Here is a 369-nt window from a genome sequence, read left to right as displayed (position 1 = left end):
TGAACTGGTCGAGAAACTGAAAAACGAAGCGAAGGTAATCTGATCATGACTATCTTGGTAATCGCTGAACACGACAATAAAGTGCTGGCCCCGGCCACGCTGAACACCGTGGCTGCCGCTGCCAAAATCGGCGGCGACATCCACGTTCTGGTCGCCGGCCAGGGCGCGGGCGCCGTGGCTGAAGCCGCTGCGAAAATCGCGGGCGTGAGCAAAGTCCTGAACGCTGACAACGCCGCTTACGCACATCAGCTGCCGGAAAACGTCGCTCCTCTGGTTGCAGAGTTGGGCAAGGGCTACAGCCACATCCTGGCTGCCGCCACCTCCAACGGCAAAAACATCCTGCCGCGCGTTGCCGCTGCGCTGGACGTC

1 pseudogene is annotated in these 369 nt (G+C 60.4%); it reads left to right on the top strand.

The annotated features are described in order from the left end of the window. Positions 1–45: 45 nt before the first annotated feature. A pseudogene (locus QIW53_RS27260) lies at positions 46–369 on the top strand (electron transfer flavoprotein subunit alpha/FixB family protein); the annotation flags it as partial.

The sequence above is a fragment of the Pseudomonas fluorescens genome (genome assembly GCF_041354075.1).
Taxonomy (GTDB): Bacteria; Pseudomonadota; Gammaproteobacteria; order Pseudomonadales; family Pseudomonadaceae; genus Aquipseudomonas; species Aquipseudomonas fluorescens_CE.
This window is presented reverse-complemented; position numbering and strand designations above follow the sequence as displayed.